This is a genomic window from Microbacterium sp. M (assembly GCF_045181065.1).
GTDB lineage: Bacteria > Actinomycetota > Actinomycetes > Actinomycetales > Microbacteriaceae > Microbacterium.
In genome coordinates, this window is sequence record NZ_CP173721.1 from 3,078,121 (window position 1) to 3,096,313 (window position 18,193).

Consider the following 18,193-nt stretch of genomic DNA (forward strand, 5'->3'; position numbering starts at 1 on the left):
TCCACCCATGACCACCAACGCACGCCCTTTGTCCGCCCAGGAGGCGAACGGGACTGCCGGGATGATGATGCCCGGCCGCGTTGCCATGTGTTGCCGAATGTGCAGCTGACACTTCAGCCCACCCCGCCCGGCTCGGCCTTCGCGATCTGCGACGCCTGAGCTCCCGAGCATCCACCTGCGTGCTCGCCACCGGCCCTCAAGGTCATTCTCGCAACGCATCAGAGCCCGTCGGCTCACCCTCCCAAGGACTTCATCATCATGTCGAACACCGCTACCCTCGAGCGTCCCTCCGCCACCACCAGCCGCCTGCGCCCCGTCGCCGATGCCCCGGCCGTCGCCGCCGATCTGCCCGCGACCCGATCGCCCCGCGGCTTCGCCCTCTACGTCGGTCTCGACGAGATCAAGGCGGCTGAGGCCGGAGTCAGCCTGCCGCTGCTCGTCGACGCCCTGCGCCGCACGCTGGCCGAACTCGCCCCCGGCGCCGAGACGCACGCCACCGTCGCGCTCTCCCCGCACGGAGCAGGCGGTCGCGACCTCGATGTCGTCCGTCTCGCCCTGCAGGAGCCCGGCGCCATCGCCCGCACCAAGGCCGCCGAGGAAGAGGCGGCCGAAGAGGACGAGGGCGTGGTCGTCGACATCTCGCGCAAGCGCGTCCTCATCGACGGCGACTCGGCCGCCTTCACCTACAAGGAATTCGAGCTCCTGCAGTACCTCGTGCTCCGCGAAGGCCGCACGATCGAGCGAACCGAACTCGTCGGCGCACTGTGGCAGTCGCCGGATGACGAGACCCCCGGCGAGCGCACGATCGACGTGCACGTCCGCCGTCTGCGCGCCAAGCTCGGCCGCTACGAGGACATCGTGCGCACCGTTCGCGGCGTCGGCTACCGCTTCGACCGCCACGCGGACGTCGTGATCCGCTACGGCCACGGCACCCCCTCGCCAGACCGCTTCTGACCCGCGACGACGCCGCGGGCGATGTCAGCCCCGCGGCGTAGGGTGATCGCATGACGATGACAGCGGATGCCGAGGCGCACCAGGCCCCGCCGCTGTCGACCGTGTACCGCCCAGGGCATCCGCTGGATCCGGTCCGGACGGTCCGCGTGCTGATGCGCGGTCCGAAGGACCCGACGATGCTGGTCGACGGTGCGACTCTGTGGCGTGCGAGCCGCACGCCGGACGGCGTCGCGACGCTCGCGCTGCGGTCGGTCTCGGGCGAGGTTCATGCGACGGCATGGGGCCCTGGCGCCGGCTGGGCCCTCGAGCAGCTGCCCGCACTGTGCGGTGCGGAGGACGATGCCACGGGCTTCGATGTCACGGCGGTCCCGATGCTCGCCGAGATCGCCCGTCGCACGTCCGGCACCCGCCTCACCCGCACCGACCTCGTGTTCGACGCCCTGGCGAGCGCCGTGATCGAGCAGAAGGTCACCTCGTTCCAGGCGTTCGGCGCGTGGCGCGTGCTGGTCAGCCGTTTCGGCGACCCGGCACCCGGCCCGACCCCCCGACCGATGTTCGCCCCGCCGACGATCGACGGCTGGCGCGGCATCCCGTCCTGGGCCTGGCATCGATCGGGGCTCGAACCTCCCCAATCCCGCGCCATCGTGGCCGCGGCCGCACGCGGGCAGCGCATCGCGGACGCCGTCCTGGCCGCACCGGACGGCGCCGATCGCGACCGCATCCTCACGAGCCTGTCCGGCATCGGCGCCTGGACGGCATCCGAGACGCGCATCAGGGCGCTCGGCGACCCGGATGCCGTGAGCGTCGGCGATTATCACCTCGCTCACGAGGTCGGTTATGCGCTGACCGGTTCACGCGTCGACGACCACGGGATGCTCGAACTGCTGGCCCCGTGGGCCGGTCACCGGCAGCGCGTGATCCGGTTGATCCTCGCCGGAGGTCCTCGCGAACCCCGCCGCGGCCCTCGCCTCGCACCCCAGGACCACCGCCGGCACTGAGGGCTAGGCTGACGGCATGGCAGCGACGAAGAAGCAGCGGTGGACCTGGCTCGGCGGCACGATTCTGCTGCTCGTGCTGGGGGTGGTGATCGGTCTGATCCTGCAGAACGTGTGGCTCGGCATCCTGCTGGCGGCGATCGTGTCGATCGGCTGGCTCATGCTCGTCGAGTCCCGCAAGGGTCACAACAACACCGGGGTGAACGACGAGACCCACGGCATCGAGATCTGAGCGTCAGAACGTCAGCGCGACAGGTCGTCCGTCGATCATCCTGACGTCGACCGGGTGGTCGTAGATCTCACGCAGCACGTCGGTGCGGACGATGTCATCCGGCGCGGCGTCGGCGACGATCCGCCCGTCGCGCATCGCGACGATCCGATCCGCGTGGTGGCCGGCGACGTTGATGTCGTGCAGCACGACGATCACCTTCTTGCCGAGTTCATCGGCCATGCGACGGATCAACTGCATGATCTCGGCTGCGTGGCGCAGGTCGAGATTGTTGAGCGGTTCATCCAGAAGCACGTAGCGGGTGTCCTGTGCGAGCACCATCGCGATGAATGCCCGCTGCCGCTGGCCGCCGGACAGTTCGTCCAGGAAGCGCTCCCGGAACGGTGCCAGGTCGAGGTAGTCGATCGCGCGGTCGATGTGCGCGCGATCGTCGACCGTGAAGCGTCCCTTGGAATGCGGGAAGCGTCCGAACTCGACCAGGTCGTGCACGGTGAGGCGCGCCGCGATGTGGTTGTCCTGCCGGAGCACGGCGAGGATCTTGGCCAGTTCGCTCGATGATGCCGTGGTGACATCCTCGCCGTCGACGGTGACCCGGCCCTCGTCGGCCGCGATGAGCCGTCCGATCAGACCGAACAGGGTGGACTTGCCCGCACCGTTCGGCCCGATCAAGGCTGTCACCCCTTCGCCGCCGAATTCGAGGGAGACATCGTCGAGCACGACCGTCTTCCCGTAGCGTTTCGTGACGTTCTCGAGCGCGATCATCGCGCCCCCTTTCTGAGGACGAGGAAGAGGAAGAAGAGTCCGCCGGCGAACTCGATGATCATCGAGATGCTTCCCCCGAACCCGAAGATCTGCTCGAGGACGACCTGCCCGCCCAGCAGGCACAGCATCCCGATGAGGGCCGCCGTCGGCAGCGTCCATGCGTGTCGGAACGTCCCGGCCCAGGAGTAGGCCAGGTTGGCGACGATGAGCCCGAAGAACAGGATCGGTCCGACCAGGGCGGTGGATGCCGCGATCATCACCGAGATCAGGGTGAACAGCAGCATGACGAGGCGCCGATGGTCGATGCCGAGTCCGACCGCGGCCGGCTCGCCGAGCGTCAGGACGTCGAGTTTGCGCACCAGCGGGACGATCGCGATGCACGATGCCGCGACCAGCACGCCGGTGAACAGCAGGAGCATCGGGTCCGGGCGGGTGAGCGAGGCGAACATCGCGTCGGTGAGCACCTGGAAGTCGAGGGGATCCAGCATCCGCTGCATCCACTCCGAGAAGCTGCGGAAGAACGTGCCCAGCACGATGCCGACGAGCAGCATGAGGTGCAGGGATCGCCGCTTGCCGCCGAACATCCACGTGAACAGGAACACGCTGAACGCGACCATGACGACCACCTGCACGACCCACAGCAGCAGTTCGTTCGCGCGCAGGAAGGATGCGGATCCGAAGAAGAACACGATGGTCGTCGCGATCAGCACGTAGAAAGCGTCGAAGCCCATGATCGAGGGCGTCAGGATGCGGTTCTGCGTGATCGTGTGGAAGACGACCGTCGAGACGCCGACCGCGACCGCCACGACGAGCATCGCGAGGACCGTCAGAGAGCGGATGCGCAGCGCGAACGCCAGCGAACCCGGTACGTCGGTGAAGAGGTAGACCGCGATGAGCGCGATCACCGTGAGACCCAGCGCGCTCAGGCGCACCCACGGGCGCTTGTGCAGCGCCTGCGGCAGGGTCGGGGTGCGGGTGTCAGTGAGCACGACTCCCCTTTCGCAGCAGCAGCCAGAGGAACAGCACGGCGCCGACCATCCCGACGATGACCGACAGCGGGATCTCGTACGGGAAGCGCACGACGCGGGCGAGGATGTCGCAGCCGAGCACGAAGACGGCGCCGAGACCGGCGACCCACGGGATCGAGCGGCGCACGTTGTCGCCGATGATGAGGCTGACGATGTTCGGAACCACGAGTCCGAGGAACGGGATCATGCCGGCGGTCACGAGCACCGCTGCCGTGATCATCGCGATGATGACCATCCCGATCGCGACGACGCGGCGGTAGTTCAGCCCGAGGTTCGTGGCGAACTCCTCCCCGAGCCCGATGACGCTGAACCGGTCGGCCGCGATCCAGGCGACCACGACCATCGCGGCCGCGATCCAGAGGATCTCGTAGCGCCCCTGCATGACGGTCGCGAAGCTGCCCTGCGCCCACTGGCCGAGCGACTGCAGCAGGTCGAGCCGATACGCGAAGAACGTCGTGACGGACGCCACGACCCCGCCCAGCATGATGCCCACCAGCGGGACGAGCACGAGTTGGCGGACCGGGATCGCGCGCACGATCCGCAGGAACACCCAGGTCCCGGCGAGACCGAACACGGCGGCGACGCCCATCTTGCCGACCACGGCGAGTCCGGGCCAGAAGACGGTCGTCACCAGCATCCCGAGTGTGGCGAACTCGCTGACGCCGGTCGTCGACGGCTCGACGAACCGGTTGCGCACCAGCATCTGCATGATGAGTCCCGCGATGCCGAGCGAGGCGCCGACGAGGATCACGGCGATCGTGCGGGGGACGCGACTGACCAGCAGGAGGAAGGATGCCGTGCTGTCCGGACCACCGGTGAACAGCGCGACCGGCGACACGTCGGACGCGCCGATGAACAGGCTCGCGACGGCGAGCAGGACGAAGAGGACGCCGATGAGCACCCCCGCCCAGCGACGCCGTTGGCGTGCCGGAGCGGGGGCGCTCGTCGAGGCGGTTGCGGTGAGTGTCACGCGTGTGCGGAGGTGGTCACTCCGTGATCTGCATCACGTCGTCGATGAGCAGCTGGGTCGTCTCGATGCCGCCGTAGACGATGTACCAGGCCACCGGGTCGAGGTAGACGATCGCGTCGTTCTTGGACGCGGAGGTCTGCTTCACGATGTCGTTGTCGAGCACCTGGGCGGCCACTCCGGCCTCGGCTTCACCGGTGGCGACGTCGCGATCGACGATCCAGAGCGTGTCAGGGTCGTGCTCGAGCAGGAACTCGAACGAGATCGGCTCGCCGTGCGTCGCCGAGGCGACGTCCTCGACGACGGGCTCGACGCCGAACACGTCGTACAGCAGGCCGCCGCGCACGTTCGCGCTGCCGCCATCGGCGCTGGAGGGCGCCATGGCGCTGAGCTCGCCGCCCGACACGATCACGGCGAGGCCGTCGCCCGCCTCAGCGGTGGCCTCCTTGGCCTCGTCGATGCCCGCTTCGAGATCGGCGAGTGCCTCGGTCGCCTCGTTCTCGGCGCCGAGCACCTCCCCGAGGAAGGTCACGTTGCGCTCGAGGGTCTCGAGGTAGGTGCCGGCGATGCCGAGATCGATCGTCGGCGCGATCTGGCTCAGATCGTCGTACAGTCCGGACGACCGCCCGCCGATGATGATGAGGTCGGGCTGCTGCGCCTCGATCTCGATGAGGTCGGCTTCGAACAGGGTTCCGGCGTTGAACGCGTCGTCGGCGAGGCTGTCCTGCAGGTATTCGGGAACGGAGTCCAGCGGCGCACCGGCGACCTCGCCGCCCAGGGCGCCGATGGTGTCGACGGTCGCCATCTCGAAGGCGACGATCTTCTGCGGGTCCTTCGGCACTTCGACGGTCTCGGTCTCGTAGGCCGGCTCCTCGTCCTCACCCGCGGTGTTGCGCTCCCATGAGTAGGTGACCGTGCTCACGTCGGACGATTCCTCCTCGGCGGCGGGCGCGGATTCGGCACTCGCGCAACCGGCGAGCGCAAGCGCTGAGATGAGGACGAAGGATGCTGCGGCAAGCGGCCGGCGCGAGGACATGGTTCTCCCTGAGACGATGGACAACGGATCAAGCGAAGGTAAGGTAAGCCTCACCTGCTCAGATGTAGGCTAGCCTAACTTCCATGACCTCGTCGAACTCGCCCTTCCGCATCGAGCGCCGTATGAACGACCTGCGCTTCCGTACCGTCTCGCTCGCCGCAAGGGAGCAGCTGGCGCCGAATTACGTGCGGATCCGCGTGGAGGGCAGCGACCTGGCGGGGTTCGACTCCCCCGGCGCCGACGACCACATGCGCCTGTTCTTCCCGGCCGAGATGCCGGACACGATCGAGGAGCTGCGCGCCGCGCCGAGCCGCGAGTACACGCCGTTGTTCTGGGGGGATGGCTGGCTCGAGGTCGAGTTCGCCGTGCACGGGGATGAGGGTGTCGCAGCCCCGTGGGCGGCGACTGCGCCGCTCGGTGCGCGGATCGGAGTCGGCGGGCCGCGCGGCTCCGCCGTCGTGACCGGCACACCGGGGAGTTGGATGCTGGTGGGCGACGAGACGGCGATCCCCGCGATCCGTCGCTTCGCCGCGCAGATCAGCGACGACGCGCCCGCACGCATCGTGATCGAGGTCCGCGGCGCGGAGGACGAGATCGCGATCGACGCCCCGGTGGATGTCGAGTGGCTGCATCGCGGTGACGCACCGTCGGGATCCGTGCTCATCGCCTTCCTGGATTCTCTGCAGACGTCGGATGCCGTGGGCGAGCACCCGTTCGTGTTCATCGCCGCAGAGCAGACGATCGTCAAGCCGGGCCGCGCACTGCTCGAACGGTGGGGCGTCGACACGACGCAGGCCGTCGTCAAGGGCTACTGGAAGCGCGGCGAGGCCGAGTATCACGCGCCGCACTGAGCCTCGCGGATCGAGCGGTGCTTGACGCTCTGCTCGATCCTCGCCTAAGGTTGCAAGACTGTGCCGACCGGTGCAGCACTCAGCCGAGGAGACGACGGATGACCGCCCTGCGCAGCCTTCCCGTGGTCCTTGCCTTCCAGGTGAAGCGCAATGACCGCCACGAGTCGTACCCTCCGGCGCGCGCCGTGTGACAGCATCCGCTCTCACCAAGCCCCGCACCGTCAGGTCCGGGGCTTTCTTCGTGAATCCCGACCTGTGGCTGATCCAACGCACGAAGGAAAGGAATCATGGAGAGGCTCTCCGCACGGCTGCTGTCCTGGGCGTCGCTGATCGACGAGAAGACGCTCGATCAGGCGCACACCACGGCCCGCATGCCGTTCATCCACCCGCACCTGGCGCTCATGCCGGACGCGCACCTTGGCAAGGGGGCGACCGTCGGCTCGGTCATCCCGACGCTCGGTTCCGTCATCCCGGCCGCCGTCGGCGTCGACATCGGCTGCGGGATGATCGCCGTCCGCACGCAGTTCACGCGGTCCGACCTCGATGGTCGGGAGCTCGCTGAACTGCGCGAGCAGATCGAGCGCGCCATCCCGCTGTCGGCCGGCCGCTACAACAACAGGGTCGTGGCCACGGCGCAGCCGCGGATCGCCGAGCTGGAGGAGCGCGCCGTCGCGGCGGCATTCGATCCGGACCGCTATGCGAAGAACTGGCGGCTGCAGCTGGGCACGCTCGGGTCGGGGAATCACTTCATCGAGGTCTCGCTCGACGAGCAGGACCGGGTGTGGCTGTTCCTGCACTCGGGATCCCGAGGGATCGGCAACAAGATCGCCGGCCACCACATCACCGTCGCCCAGCAGCTCGCGAAGCGGTGGTGGATCGACCTGCCCGATCCCGACCTCGCCTACCTCGTCGAGGGGACTGCGGAGTTCACGCGGTACATCCAGGAGCTGCGATGGGCGCAGCACTTCGCCCTGCTCAACAGGGAGGAGATGATGGACCGCGTGGTCAGGCAGGCCTCGGAGTTCCTCGGGGCGCAGGTCGTCGAGCAGGAGCGGATCAACTGCCACCACAATTTCACCGAGTCGGAGATGCATTTCGGCAAGCGGGTGTGGGTATCGCGGAAGGGCGCCATCCAGGCGGATGCCGGCAGGCCGGGTCTCATCCCCGGTTCGATGGGCACGGCATCCTACGTCGTGACCGGTCTGGGCGATCCGCTGTCGCTGAACTCCTCACCCCATGGTGCAGGGCGGGAGTACTCACGGTCCGCCGCGCGGAAGACCTTCACCCACGAGCAGCTGCGGGAGGCGATGGTCGGAATCGAGTTCCGGGACACCGACGCCTTCATCGACGAGATCCCGCAGGCGTACAAGCCGATCGATCGGGTCATGGCTGATGCCGCGGATCTGGTGTCGATCCGGCACACGCTGCGGCAGATCGTCAATGTGAAGGGCGATTGAGACGCCGACCCGGAGGACCCCGGTCATCTGATGCCGCGGGTTCTCCTGGTCGTCGGGCACACTGGGCGCATGGCGAAACTGGATCACCTCGGCATCACGGTCGACAGCGTCCCGCGCGCGTCGGCGCAGTTCAATCCGGTGATGGAAGCGCTCGGCTACGTCCGCGCACACGACGCGGACGACCACGCCTACTGGCGACAGCCCGGCCAACCGGAGGTGCTCCTGTACCCGGCGCGCGCCGAGGACACCGGCCCCCACGAGCACGGACGCGTCGGCTGGCAGCACGTGGCGTTCGCGGTCGACTCCCGCGAGGAGGTCGATCGCCTGCACGCGATCGCGCTCGACGCCGGCTGGACCGCTGTGCGCGATCCCAAGGAGTACCCCCGCTTCACCGAGCGGTACTACGCCTCCTTCGTCGAGGACGACGACGGCATCCGCATCGAGTTCATGCACAACCCGGCGGGATGGGACTGAGAAGATGGGCGCATGAGGATCGCCGTCGCCGGAGGCACCGGGGTCGTCGGACGCCGCACCGTCGAAGCCGTCCGCGCCGCCGGGCATGAAGCCGTCGTCCTGAGCCGCTCCACCGGAGTCGACCTCGTCACCGGCCGAGGACTGGACGCCGCACTCGACGGCGTCGACGCGGTGATCGACACCGCGAACATCACGACGCTCAAGGCCACCGAGGCCGTGGAGTTCTTCACCGCGGCCACCGGCAACCTCGTGACCGCGGCCGCGGAGGCCGGCGGTGCGCACATCGTGCTGCTGTCGATCGTCGGCATTCATCGGATGCCGGTCGACTACTACGCCGGCAAACTCGCGCAGGAGAAGATCGTCGAGACCTCGACCGTGCCGTGGACCATCCTCCGGGCGACGCAATTCCACGAATTCGCCGGCCAGATGTACGATCGCGCGAAGCTCGGCCCGCTCCATCTCGCCCTGCGAGCGCGCACTCAGCCGGTCGCAGCGCAGGACGTCGCGGAGCGGCTCGTCGCGCTGGCCACCGGCCCTGCGCAGGGCCGCGCCCGCGACCTCGCCGGCCCGCGCGAAGAGGCGCTGGATGACATGATCATCGCATTCGCCCGCGCGAACGGCCACGGCGGCTGGATTCCCCGGGTGAGCCTGCCGACCGCTCAGATGAAGGGCATGCGGGCCGGCCTCGCGCTTCCAGGGCCCGATGCCGACCTCACCACGCTGACCTTCGCCGACTGGCTGGCGCGCAGCTGACGCCATGGCACGAGTCGACGAAGGGGACCGGCACGTCGCCATCCCGGCGCACCCGACCGGCTCGGGGATCCTCATCCTCGCGGGGTCCAGCGGACGGATCGAAGCGGACCGTGCCGAGCTGTTCGCCCGGCACGGCATCCGTGCGCACGCGATCCGCTGGTTCGGCGGTCGCGGTCAGCGCCCGATTCCGCACGAGGTTCCGCTGGAGTTGTTCGTCGACGAGGTCGCCCTGCTGCGCGAATCCTGCGAGCGGGTGGCGATCCTCGGCACTTCTTTCGGGGCGGAGGCCGCACTGCTGACCGCGACCCGCACACCGCTGGATGCCGTGATCGCCGTCGCTCCGACGAGCGTGGTGTGGCCCGGCATCCTCGACGGATCGTGGTCCTCGCACTGGACCGAAGGCGGCGCCCCGCTGCCGTGGGTGCCGTTCGTCGACGACTGGGCGGCGACGACGGATCCGCCGGAATTCCTCGGCCTGTACACCGCCAGTCTGGATCGCCATCGCGTCGAAGCCGCCGAGATCCCCGTCGAGCGCATCCTGGGCGATCTGCTCCTCGTGGCCGGTGAGGACGACCGGGTCTGGCCGAGCGCGCGCTTCGCCGACGAGATCGCCACCCGCCGCGCGGCCGCAGGGCTGAAGACCGATGTGCTGCGGCATCCGCTGGCGGGGCATCGCGCGCCGTTCCCCGGCGAGCCTGTGGCGCGGGGCGGACAGCGCATGGCCCGCGGGGGTTCGCCCGAGGCGGATGCCGAGCTGGGGGCTCTGGCGTGGGATGCCGCCCTCGCCCGCGTTCTCGGGACGACACGCCCGAACTGATAAACTCGCCGACATGGGTTCGATAACGTCCAGCGCGCTGTTCGACGCGCGCTGCTTCGCCTTCCGCGACCGCCGCGCCTGACGGCGCGCTGACGGTCGCACTCCCACGCCTCCGCGCGTCGTTTCCCGGATGCCCTGCACCTGGAAGCGCGTTCGCCGTGCCTTCGCACGCCCGCTCACGGGTGCTCCCTTCCTTCGACCGGAGCGCACCATGCGACCTCATTCCCCCATCGGCGGCCGCCACGAACTCGGCCAGAACTTCCTCACCCACCGTCCGACCCTCCAGCGCATCGCCGACCTCGTCGCCGAAACAGAAGGGCCGATCCTCGAGCTCGGCGCCGGCGACGGAGCGATCACCGAGCGCCTCGTCCGACTCGGTCGGGATGTGCGGGCGATCGACATCGACGCCCGCCGTGTCGCGCGGCTCAGGACGCGCCTGCCCGCGGCATCCGTGCGGGTCGCCGACGCCCTGCGCGAGCCCCTGGACCGACCGGTCATCGTCGGAAACATCCCGTTCCACCTGACGACCCCGATCCTGCGGCGGATGCTGAGTCACGACCGTTGGCATCACGCGGTGCTGCTCACCCAGTGGGAGGTCGCGCGCAAGCGCGCCGGCGTCGGCGGAGCGACCATGATGACCGCGCAGGCCGGACCGTGGTTCACGTTCGAACTGCACGACCGTGTGCCCGCGGCGCGGTTCCAGCCCATGCCTGCTGTCGACGGAGGCCTCCTCACGGTGACGCGACGCCGCAGGCCGCTGATCCCTCCGAGAGATCGACGACGGTATGAAGGCTTCGTGGCCACGGTCTTCCGCAGCCGTGGCCGCGGGATGCTGCAGATCCTGCGTGGCATCGGGCATCCGACTTCACGCGCCCTGGCAGCCCTGAGCGATGCCGGCATCGCCAGGAACGCCCTTCCGCGCGACGTGCGCCCCGAGCAGTGGGCGACGCTGTGGGCCCGCCTCGTCTCCGCGGAAGAACGAAGGGCGAGACAATAGACGGGTGAGTCTGTTCGCATTCGGTCCGTCACGCGGTCCACGGTGGCCGATCGGCCTTCAGGCGGCGATCGGCCTCGCGAGTCCGATCGCGATCATGACGCTGCTCGGCCAGCCCTCGCTGGGGTACATCGCCGCCTCCGGCGCCTTCACGGTGCTGTTCGTCGGCTCCTCCCCCGTCGTGGAGCGCGCCAAGGTCCTGCCGTTCGTCGCCGCGGGGCTCATCGCCAGTGCTGCCCTCGGGCTGCTGGCCGCGCCGAACATGTGGCTCGTGCTGGCCGGCGTCGCGGCCGTCGCGATCGGCAGCGCGGCGCTGGCGTTCGGGTTCAAACTCGGCCCGCCAGGTCCGCTCTTCTTCGTGCTCGTCTTCGGGTTGTCGGCGCACGTCGTCACGAGTGCACCGATCGCGGGACCCGTCTATCTTGCGGCGTTCGCGGCCGGATGCGTGTTCTCGTACCTGGTCGCCGTCTCGCCGCTGCTGCTGCCGCGTCCCCGCGCTCTCGCGGCGCGGCCGCTGCGAGAGCTCCTCCCCGGGCCGTCCCTGGACGCGGATGGGCGGATGCTGCTGCTGCGGGTCGCGATCGTCTCGGTGATCGGCGTGCTGCTGGCGCTCATCGTCGATCCGGCGCGCAGTTACTGGGTCGTCGGAGGGGCGGTCGCGGTCGTCGGCGTCGCGGCCGACCGCACGGCCGCGCTGCAACGAGGGCTCCACCGGATGCTGGGCACACTCGTCGGTGCCGGCCTGTACGCGCTGCTGGCACTGCTGCACCCCGCCGGCCTGTGGCTCGCACTGCTGCTCGGCATCCTGCAGTTCCTCATCGAACTCGTGGTCGTCCGCCACTACGCCCTGGCGCTGGTCTTCATCACGCCGCTCGTACTGCTGCTGACCGGAGCCGCGACCGGCGAGATCGGCGACATGTCGATCGCCCTCGAGAGGATCGTCGACACCGTCGTCGGGGCGGCGCTGGGCGCGGCATCCGGCCTCCTGCACCCACGGCGCCCCTGACCGGGAACACCCCGGCACGGTTCGCGGTTGGCTCAGACATGGAGATCACGCTCGTCACTTCGGCGTTCTGCGGAGCCTGCACGCGCACCAGAGCCGTGATCGCCGACGCCGCACGCTTCCTGCCGGACGCGACGGTGACCGAGATCGACGTCGCCAGGGATCCGGATGCCGCCGAGGCCCTGGACATCCGCTTCACGCCGACCGTGATCGTCCGCGACGACGCGGGCGTGCAGACCTTCCGCGCGGAGGGCGTGCCGACCGTGCCGCAGATGCTCGCCGCCGCCGTGACGGCTCTTCCCGACTGATCAGCTCGCGACTCTGAGGGTCTCCGGAGACGCGGCCGCGAGGACGGCGGCGGTGGCCACGATGATCTCGCGCATCGCAGCGGCAGCCCTGCTGGGGTGCACGTCCGAGCGGTGCGCGATGCTGATCGTCCTGGTCAGCTGCGGTTCGACCAGCCGCACCGAGCGCAGGTTCGGCCGGTCCAGCAGCACCGTCGCCGGCACGACCGCGACGCCGAGCCCCCGCTCGACGAAGCGCAGGACGGCATCCATCTCCGCCCCTTCGATGACGGTCGTCGGCGCGAGGCCTGCCGCCCGGAAGGCAGCATCCGTCGCGGCGCGCAGATCGTAGCTCTCCGCGAAGGCCACGAGCGGCAGTGTCGCCAGCCGAGCGAGGTCCACCGCGGCATCCGCGATGGGCGGTGCCGACGTCGCTGACACGACGACGAGCTCCTCTGTGAGCAGCGGAGTGCGCACCAGCGCCGGCTCCCCCGCAGCCAGACCCTCGGACAGCGTGATGAGCGCCATGTCCAGCTCGCCCGCCGTGAGGCGCTCGATGAGCAGCCGCGAGCCGGCCTCGGTCAGCTGCAGTCCGATACCGGGGTGCGCCGGATGGAACGCACTCATGGCCTCGGCGACGAGGCCGACGCAGAGCGTCGGTGTCGCGCCCAGGCGCACTCGTCCGCGCTGGAGCCCGGCGAGCTCGCCCATCTCCACGCGGATGGCGTCGGCGTCGGCCAGCATCCGGCGAGCGCGCGGAAGCAGGGTCTCACCGGCGGCCGTCAACGTGATGTTGCCCCGCGCTCGATGGAAGAGCTCGCCGCCCACCTCCTGCTCGAGCGTGGCGATCTGGCGACTCAGCGACGGCTGCGCGACGTGGAGCATCTCGGCCGCACGCGTGAAGTGTCCGATCTCGGCGACGGCGACGAAGCCCCGCAGCTGCTCCAGGTTCATACCATCAGGCTATCGTGATCATGAGAACAATTGATTGGAGTTATCGAGCGCTTCTTTCTAGCGTGGAAGCCATGAGCACTCGCGAACGGCAGATCTCCACCACCGTCCTCGTCATCGGCACCGGCGGCTCCGGCCTGCGCGCCGCGATCGAGGTCGCCGAGCAGGGCGTCGACGTCCTCGCCGTCGGCAAGCGTCATCGTGACGATGCGCACACCTCGCTCGCGGCCGGTGGCATCAACGCGGCGCTGGGAACGATGGATGCCGAGGACAGCTGGCAGCAGCACGCGGCGGACACGATCACCGAGAGCTACCTGCTCGCCAATCCCCACACGGTCGAGGTCGTCACGCGCGGCGCAGAGCGCGGCATCCGGGATCTGGAGCGCTGGGGCATGGACTTCGCCCGCGAGGACGACGGGCGCATCTCGCAGCGCTTCTTCGGCGCGCACACGTTCCGGCGCACGGCCTTCGCCGGTGATTACACCGGGCTCGAGATCCAGCGCACGCTCGTCCGGCGGGCGGAGCAGTTGGACGTCCCTATCCTCGACGGCGTGTACATCACGCGCATCCTCGTGAAGGACAACGTCGTCTTCGGCGCCTACGGCTTCGATCAGGCCGACGGCACTCGATACCTGATCCATGCGGACGCCGTGATCCTGGCCGCCGGCGGCCACAACCGGATCTGGCGTCGCACCTCGTCGCGCCGCGACGAGAACACCGGCGACTCGTTCCGCCTGGCCGTCGAGGCCGGCGCGCGACTGCGCGACCCGGAGCTCGTGCAGTTCCACCCGTCCGGCATCATCGAGCCGGAGAACGCGGCGGGAACGCTCATCTCCGAGGCGGCACGCGGCGAGGGAGGCATCCTGCGCAACGCCCTCGGCGAGCGCTTCATGGCGAACTACGACCCGGACCGCATGGAGCTGTCCACCCGCGACCGGGTCGCGCTGGCGGCGTACACCGAGATCCAGGAGGGACGAGGCACACCGAACGGCGGCGTGTGGCTGGACGTCTCGCATCTGCCGCGCGAGACGATCATGACCAGGCTCCCCCGCGTGTACCAGACGATGCTCGAGCTGCAGATGCTCGACATCACCACGGATCCGATCGAGATCGCGCCGACCGCGCACTATTCGATGGGCGGCGTCTGGGTCCGCCCCGAGGATCACAGCACCGACGTCGACGGCCTCTACGCGATCGGCGAGGCATCCAGCGGGCTGCACGGCGCGAACCGGCTCGGCGGCAACTCGCTGATCGAACTGCTCGTCTACGGCCGGCTGGTCGGTCAGGCCGCGATCGCGCACGCGGCCGGCCTGGACGCCCAGCACCGGTCGTCGGATGCCGTGGCGCAGGCTCGTGCGGAGATCGACGATCTGCTCGCCGCGGACGGGCGCGAGAACGTGCGAGCCCTGCAGCGCGCGATCCGCAACACGATGACCGAGCACGCCGGTGTCGTGAGAAGCGAGGAGGGCCTGCGGGCAGGCCTCGCCGAGCTCGACATGATCGAGGGGCGCATGGCGGACATCGGCATCCATCCGGATATCGCCGGGTTCCAGGATCTCGCGCACGCCTTCGATCTGAAGGCGTCGGCGCTCGCGGCCCGCGCGACGCTGGAGGCCGCTCGGGAGCGTCGCGAGACCCGCGGATGCCACAACCGCAGCGACTTCCCCGACACCGATCCGACTCTGCAGGTGAACCTCGTCTGGTCGCCGGCGACGGGTGTCACCCGCGAGGAGATCCCCGAGGTGCCCGCCGAGATCGCCGCCCTGATCCGCGACGTCGACACGGCGGGCAAGCTCGTGGAGTGAGTGCGGGCCCTGCCAGACTGATGCGCATGCCCGTTCTCGATCATCTCGGCGTCACCGTCGCCGACCTCCCCCGCGGCATCACGCAGTTCGATGCCGTCCTCACCGCCCTGGGCTTCGAGAAGGAGGGCGAGAAGGTCGATTCCGTGGCCTGGTACCGGGAGGGCGAGACCGAGATCATCGTTTTCGCCGCGCGTGAGGACGACATCGGCCCGCACCGGCACGGACGTGTCGGCTGGCAGCATCTCGCGTTCGCGGTCGATTCCCGCGCAGAGGTCGACCGGCTGCATGCGGTCGCCGTGGATGCCGGGTGGAGCATCGTCCGCGAGCCGAAACCGTACCCGCGGTTCAGCGAGCGGTACTACGCCTCGTTCGTCGAGGACGACAACGGCATCCGCATCGAGTTCATGCACAACCCGCCGCGTGAGGCGGACTGACGCGAGCGATCAGGTCGGCGCCGGGCCGCATTGAATATCGGCAGCACGCGACGCACACTGGTTGCATCCACGCATTTCCTACGAAGGAGCGATCGTGCCGAACCTCAACCCTTACCTGTCCTTCCGCGACTCCGCCCGTGAGGCGATGGAGTTCTACCAAGGCGTCCTCGGCGGCGACCTCGCCGTGAGCACATTCGGCGAGATGCCCGACAGCGGGGCGGTAGCGGGAGAGGAGAGCCTCGTGATGCACGCGCAGTTGAACGCTCCGGGCGGGCTCGTGCTCATGGCGTCGGACACGCCCACCGGCATGGAGTACGAGACGCCGCAGGGGATCTCAGTTTCGCTCAGCGGCGGCTCAGCGGACACCGACTACCTGCACCGCGCATGGGACGGTCTCGTCGCCAGCGGGACCGCCACGATCCCTCTGAGTTCGGCCCCATGGGGCGGCGAGTTCGGCATGCTCGTCGACCGCTTCGGCATCTCGTGGATGGTCGCGATCGAGGACTCGTTCGCGTCGTCGTCCGAGTGAGCCGATCAGCGGCGCGTCGCGTCAGTCGGACAGCACGGAGAGGACGTTGCCCGCCGGATCGGTGAACCATGCGATGTCGGGTCCCTGACCTGCGACCTTCCCTCGCACGATGCCCTTCTCATCCTGCGGCATGCCGTCGTAGCGCTGCATCGTGACGCCCTTCGCGACGAGCTCGTCCACGACCGCGTCGATGTCCTCCACCGGGAAGTTGAGGATCGTGAACGTCGCGGGTCGGTGGTCGTCCTTCGGGTAGATGAGCACGGCCCCGCCCTTCGGCAGCTGCACGGAGAGCAGGCCTCCACCCGCGTCTTCGACGACGAGCCCCAGCACGCCCTCGTAGAAGGCACGCGAGGCCTCGATGTCGTTGGATGACATGCCGCTGAACGCGTCTGAGTTCTCGAACATCGCTGCTCCTTCGATGGGGTGTTCCCCACCTTTCCACCGGGCGATGCCGGGGGCAAGGGTCAGCGCAGCGCGTGCTCCTTGATGAAGGCGCGCAGCGCCTGTTCGTCGTCCGGGAGCTCGGTCATCTGCTGCGGAGCATCGAGCATCGTCTGCAGCTCTGGCGAGTACTCGAGCTGCACGTCGATGGCCTCGAGGATCGTCTCGGCGAACTTCTGCGGCTTGGCCGTCTCGAGCACCAGCATCGGCACGCCGGATTCGATGTGCTCGCGGGCGACCTTCACGCCGTCGGCGGTGTGCGGGTCGATGATCTCGCCGGATGCCTCGTAGACGGCCTTGATGGTCGCGAGGCGGTCGGCGTGCGTCGAGGTCCCGCTGACGATGCCGAACTCCTCCTCGAAGCGCGGCTGGTCGGTGGTGAAATCGAAGAAGCCCTGCTCGTCCAGTTCGCGCCAGGCTCCGACCACGCGAGAGGCGTCGCGGTCGACCAGTTCGAAGATGAACCGCTCGAGGTTGGACGCCTTCGAGATGTCCATCGACGGACTCGAGGTCGCGAGCGTCTGGGCGGCGCTGCGAGGGCGGTAGACACCGGTGCGGAAGAACTCGTCGAGCACGTTGTTCTCGTTCGCTGCGAGCACGAGGCGGCGGATCGGCAGTCCCATCTGCTTCGCGAAGAAGCCGGAGAGGATGTTGCCGAAGTTTCCGGACGGCACGGTGAAGCTGAGCTCGGTCCAGCCACCGGCATCCGTCGCGCGCAGCCAGGCCCAGAAGTAGTACACGACCTGAGCCGTGATGCGGGCGAGGTTGATCGAGTTGACGGCGCCGAGGTGCTGCGCGCGCTTGAAGTCGAGATCTCCAGCGAGCGCCTTGACGAGGTTCTGGCAGTCGTCGAAGACGCCGTCGACCGTGATGTTGTGCACGTTGGCGTCGTCGAGCGAGAACATCTGCGCCCGCTGGAACGCACTCATGCGCCCCTGCGGCGACAGCATGAACACGGAGATCCGCTCCTTGCCGCGGAGTGCGTGCTCGGCGGCCGATCCTGTGTCGCCGGAGGTGGCGCCCAGGACGTTCAGGACGGAGCCCTTCCGCTCCAGCGCGTACTCGACGACCTGGCCGAGGAACTGCATAGCCATGTCCTTGAACGCCAGCGTCGGCCCCTCGGAGAGTCCGACGAGCGTGATGTCGTCGTCGATCCTGCGCAGCGGAACGACCTCGCCGGGGAAATCGGCATACGCGGCATCAGTCATGCGCGCGAGATCCTCGCGCGGGATGTCGGTCGCGAACAGGCCGAGCACCTCCGTGGCGAGCCGCGGGTACGTCAGCGCACGCCAGCGTTCGAGCGTCTCGCCGTCGACCGTCGGCATCGTCTCGGGGACGGCCAGTCCGCCATCGGGCGCTAGGCCCTCGAGCAGCGTCTCGCAGTACGGCAGCGGCTGCATGCCGCCTCGGGTGGAGATGTACTGCACTT

General features: G+C 69.0%; 21 protein-coding genes. 14 read left to right on the forward strand and 7 right to left on the reverse strand.

The window, feature by feature from the left end:
- Nucleotides 1–258: 258 nt before the first annotated feature.
- The 3 genes from ACI7YT_RS15160 to ACI7YT_RS15170 are packed head-to-tail and all read left to right on the forward strand — an operon-like array spanning nucleotide 259 to nucleotide 2,181.
- Nucleotides 259–954, forward strand: coding sequence for a winged helix-turn-helix domain-containing protein (locus tag ACI7YT_RS15160; protein ID WP_406246580.1), 696 nt, complete (start codon nucleotides 259–261; stop codon nucleotides 952–954).
- Nucleotides 955–1,004: 50 nt separating this feature from the next.
- Nucleotides 1,005–1,952: a DNA-3-methyladenine glycosylase family protein gene (locus ACI7YT_RS15165; protein WP_406246582.1), complete on the forward strand. Its 948-nt coding sequence runs from the start codon at nucleotides 1,005–1,007 to the stop codon at nucleotides 1,950–1,952.
- A gap of 16 nt (nucleotides 1,953–1,968) precedes the next feature.
- Nucleotides 1,969–2,181: a hypothetical protein gene (locus ACI7YT_RS15170; protein WP_406246583.1), complete on the forward strand. Its 213-nt coding sequence runs from the start codon at nucleotides 1,969–1,971 to the stop codon at nucleotides 2,179–2,181.
- 3 nt (nucleotides 2,182–2,184) lie between these two features.
- Here ACI7YT_RS15170 and ACI7YT_RS15175 read toward each other — a convergent pair whose 3' ends face one another.
- From ACI7YT_RS15175 to ACI7YT_RS15190, 4 genes are read right to left on the reverse strand one after another with little or no spacing between them, the layout of a single operon-like run.
- On the reverse strand, nucleotides 2,185–2,940 hold the full coding sequence (locus ACI7YT_RS15175; protein ID WP_406246585.1) for an ABC transporter ATP-binding protein: 756 nt from the start codon (nucleotides 2,938–2,940) through the stop codon (nucleotides 2,185–2,187).
- On the reverse strand, nucleotides 2,937–3,929 hold the full coding sequence (locus ACI7YT_RS15180; protein WP_406246586.1) for an iron chelate uptake ABC transporter family permease subunit: 993 nt from the start codon (nucleotides 3,927–3,929) through the stop codon (nucleotides 2,937–2,939). The genes ACI7YT_RS15175 and ACI7YT_RS15180 overlap by 4 nt, the downstream gene beginning before the upstream one ends.
- Nucleotides 3,919–4,938 carry an ABC transporter permease gene (locus ACI7YT_RS15185; RefSeq protein ID WP_406246588.1) on the reverse strand — a complete coding sequence of 340 codons (1,020 nt, stop codon included), beginning with the start codon at nucleotides 4,936–4,938 and terminating at the stop codon, nucleotides 3,919–3,921. Before ACI7YT_RS15185 ends, ACI7YT_RS15180 begins: the two co-directional genes overlap by 11 nt.
- Before the next feature lie 16 nt (nucleotides 4,939–4,954).
- Nucleotides 4,955–5,971: a siderophore ABC transporter substrate-binding protein gene (locus tag ACI7YT_RS15190; protein WP_406246590.1), complete on the reverse strand. Its 1,017-nt coding sequence runs from the start codon at nucleotides 5,969–5,971 to the stop codon at nucleotides 4,955–4,957.
- Between the two features lie 83 nt (nucleotides 5,972–6,054).
- On the opposite strand from ACI7YT_RS15190, the gene ACI7YT_RS15195 reads away from it, so the two are divergent.
- The 8 genes from ACI7YT_RS15195 (at nucleotide 6,055) to ACI7YT_RS15230 (ending at nucleotide 12,628) form a co-directional block, all read left to right on the forward strand.
- Nucleotides 6,055–6,822 carry a siderophore-interacting protein gene (locus ACI7YT_RS15195; RefSeq protein ID WP_406246591.1) on the forward strand — a complete coding sequence of 256 codons (768 nt, stop codon included), beginning with the start codon at nucleotides 6,055–6,057 and terminating at the stop codon, nucleotides 6,820–6,822.
- A 287-nt stretch (nucleotides 6,823–7,109) separates the two neighbouring features.
- On the forward strand, nucleotides 7,110–8,279 hold the full coding sequence (locus tag ACI7YT_RS15200) for an RtcB family protein (protein ID WP_406246592.1): 1,170 nt from the start codon (nucleotides 7,110–7,112) through the stop codon (nucleotides 8,277–8,279).
- 69 nt (nucleotides 8,280–8,348) lie between these two features.
- Nucleotides 8,349–8,753: a VOC family protein gene (locus ACI7YT_RS15205; RefSeq protein WP_406246594.1), complete on the forward strand. Its 405-nt coding sequence runs from the start codon at nucleotides 8,349–8,351 to the stop codon at nucleotides 8,751–8,753.
- Nucleotides 8,754–8,765: 12 nt separating this feature from the next.
- On the forward strand, nucleotides 8,766–9,506 hold the full coding sequence (locus tag ACI7YT_RS15210; protein WP_406246596.1) for an SDR family oxidoreductase: 741 nt from the start codon (nucleotides 8,766–8,768) through the stop codon (nucleotides 9,504–9,506).
- Between the two features lie 4 nt (nucleotides 9,507–9,510).
- Nucleotides 9,511–10,323 (forward strand): acyl-CoA thioester hydrolase/BAAT C-terminal domain-containing protein, encoded by an 813-nt coding sequence (locus ACI7YT_RS15215; RefSeq protein ID WP_406246597.1) that lies wholly within the window; start codon nucleotides 9,511–9,513, stop codon nucleotides 10,321–10,323.
- 211 nt (nucleotides 10,324–10,534) lie between these two features.
- Complete coding sequence (gene erm, locus ACI7YT_RS15220; RefSeq protein WP_406246599.1) at nucleotides 10,535–11,320, forward strand: 23S ribosomal RNA methyltransferase Erm; 786 nt, start codon at nucleotides 10,535–10,537, stop codon at nucleotides 11,318–11,320.
- A gap of 4 nt (nucleotides 11,321–11,324) precedes the next feature.
- Entirely contained in the window at nucleotides 11,325–12,323 is a 999-nt protein-coding gene (locus ACI7YT_RS15225; RefSeq protein WP_406246600.1) for an FUSC family protein, read from the forward strand.
- Nucleotides 12,324–12,361: 38 nt separating this feature from the next.
- Entirely contained in the window at nucleotides 12,362–12,628 is a 267-nt protein-coding gene (locus tag ACI7YT_RS15230; protein ID WP_406246602.1) for a glutaredoxin family protein, read from the forward strand.
- On the opposite strand, the gene ACI7YT_RS15235 is transcribed toward ACI7YT_RS15230, so the two are convergent.
- On the reverse strand, nucleotides 12,629–13,558 hold the full coding sequence (locus ACI7YT_RS15235) for a LysR family transcriptional regulator (RefSeq protein WP_406246604.1): 930 nt from the start codon (nucleotides 13,556–13,558) through the stop codon (nucleotides 12,629–12,631).
- Nucleotides 13,559–13,629: 71 nt separating this feature from the next.
- Between ACI7YT_RS15235 and ACI7YT_RS15240 the strand changes: the two genes are divergently transcribed.
- From ACI7YT_RS15240 to ACI7YT_RS15250, 3 genes are all read left to right on the forward strand, one after another.
- Nucleotides 13,630–15,360, forward strand: a complete 1,731-nt coding sequence (locus tag ACI7YT_RS15240) for an L-aspartate oxidase (protein ID WP_406246605.1) — start codon at nucleotides 13,630–13,632, stop codon at nucleotides 15,358–15,360.
- Between the two features lie 26 nt (nucleotides 15,361–15,386).
- Entirely contained in the window at nucleotides 15,387–15,794 is a 408-nt protein-coding gene (locus ACI7YT_RS15245; protein WP_406246607.1) for a VOC family protein, read from the forward strand.
- 94 nt (nucleotides 15,795–15,888) lie between these two features.
- On the forward strand, nucleotides 15,889–16,323 hold the full coding sequence (locus ACI7YT_RS15250) for a VOC family protein (RefSeq protein WP_406246609.1): 435 nt from the start codon (nucleotides 15,889–15,891) through the stop codon (nucleotides 16,321–16,323).
- 21 nt (nucleotides 16,324–16,344) lie between these two features.
- Here the strand turns inward: ACI7YT_RS15250 and ACI7YT_RS15255 are convergent, their stop codons facing one another.
- Both ACI7YT_RS15255 and thrC read right to left on the reverse strand, forming a co-directional pair.
- On the reverse strand, nucleotides 16,345–16,728 hold the full coding sequence (locus ACI7YT_RS15255) for a VOC family protein (RefSeq protein ID WP_406246611.1): 384 nt from the start codon (nucleotides 16,726–16,728) through the stop codon (nucleotides 16,345–16,347).
- A 59-nt stretch (nucleotides 16,729–16,787) separates the two neighbouring features.
- Nucleotides 16,788–18,191, reverse strand: coding sequence for a threonine synthase (gene thrC / locus ACI7YT_RS15260; RefSeq protein ID WP_406246613.1), 1,404 nt, complete (start codon nucleotides 18,189–18,191; stop codon nucleotides 16,788–16,790).
- Between the last annotated feature and the right edge of the window lie 2 nt (nucleotides 18,192–18,193).